The sequence below is a fragment of the Cupriavidus sp. 05T313 genome (assembly GCF_056396665.1).
In genome coordinates this window covers 1-1,476 of the sequence record NZ_JBFTLX010000504.1, presented here as the reverse complement: position 1 = coordinate 1,476, position 1,476 = coordinate 1, and the positions used below count along the sequence as shown (strand labels likewise).

At 59.8% G+C, this 1,476-nt stretch carries 1 protein-coding gene; it reads right to left on the bottom strand.

What is annotated here, in order from left to right; all coding sequences use genetic code 11:
• Positions 1–18 precede the first annotated feature (18 nt).
• Positions 19–1,350 (bottom strand): IS4 family transposase, encoded by a 1,332-nt coding sequence (locus AC1DKD_RS41255; protein ID WP_477144750.1) that lies wholly within the window; start codon positions 1,348–1,350, stop codon positions 19–21.
• Positions 1,351–1,476: the final 126 nt, after the last annotated feature.

Genomic DNA, 1,476 nt, shown 5'->3' with positions numbered 1-1,476 from the left:
CATCTCCTTATACASAAGTCATGAGTCCTCAGCCCGTAGCGCCAGGATCATGAACGCAGCATCCATGGTTCRCTGCATGCCGATCCAGATCGTTTTGGCGCCGGGCTCGCCATCACTCTTGCGGCCCAGGAAACCACCCAGTGACGCGATCAAGCGGATCATTTGATTGAGCGTGACGGGCGTCTTTGGGCGCGCCTTCTTCGCGAGTAGATACGCGCCTCGTATCTCATCGGCATCAAAGAATAGCGACGCGTCCAGGTCAGGGCAGGTTCTGCCCAAACGCATCAGTCGGGCAATGCGCCACGCCACCACCATGTAAAACACCAGGGCCCGTTCCACGCGGTCCATGTGGGATAACTGTAAAGCTTCCACCTTGCACCCGTTCTTCAGGACATTGAAGAACATCTCAATCTCCCACCGGGCTCGATACCAATCGATCAGCTCGACGACGGCATCTGTATCTTGAGCCTCCCGGTTGGTCAGCAGTCGCCACACGACAGGGGTAACGCCTGCCGGAGCGCCGATCTCCTGGGCCACTATGCAGGTGACGGCTGGCCCCGTCTTACCCGGCAGCTTCACGCGTTGCGCACGTAACTCCTGCTTGACCTCGCGCGCCTTTTGGCCTGCGCGCCCCGGCAGGATGAAGCCGATCTCTCCCAGAGCTTCGCTGGCGTCTACCGTGTCCCACAGCTTGCCTGCCTCACCAAGGCTGCGGTTGTGTTGGGAACGTATCAGCCAGTCTGCAGGATTGCCGAGCTCATTAGCACGCTCCATCATCGCAGCGATATCGCCTTCCCGATCCGCCACGTAGACCAGGCGAGTCTCAGGCAACATCGCGGCCTGTTCTGCAACGCGTTCGTAGCTTTCAGTCCACCGTACGCTCTCTGTAATACCAACCCGCTGCCCGTTTGCATCCAGCGGCTCCCGGGCCCACATCCAGGCGTCGATCACACCGAGTGGTTCCCGATCCGGCGTCACAGCGTAGGTCGGATGCAGATACATCCCCCTCTGCGCTTCGTAGCTCAAGGGCCCGAGCCCATCGATCTCCTGGCCGTTAAAATTCAACTCGGTTGTGTCTGCAATGCACAGCACCACCGGGAATTGCCGCGCCCGCCCTGCCGTGCGCTCCCAATGCGGCTGCATCATGTCTGTCCACTCGACTTCCTCGTTGCCGAGAAATCGATAGGCAGCGATGGTCTCTGCCCAGTCTTCGCATGCGCCAGGAATGCTCGCAGTCGGCCTCGCAGCCAGTCGCTTCAGCAGCCCCTTCGCCCGTCGGTCCCGCCTTGGATCGCCAAGATCCAGCGCCTCAAATTCTTCGTCCACCCATGCCCCCGACTCGTTGTTCATTCGCGCTCAAAAAAGCCAGGAGTAAACGCGAATCCGCACGAGTTTACAACCCCTCCCGCCCAAGTCCCATCAAATTCTGGTCGCACTGCGCCCGGTCAGGACGCTGGACTTTTGTATAAGGAGATG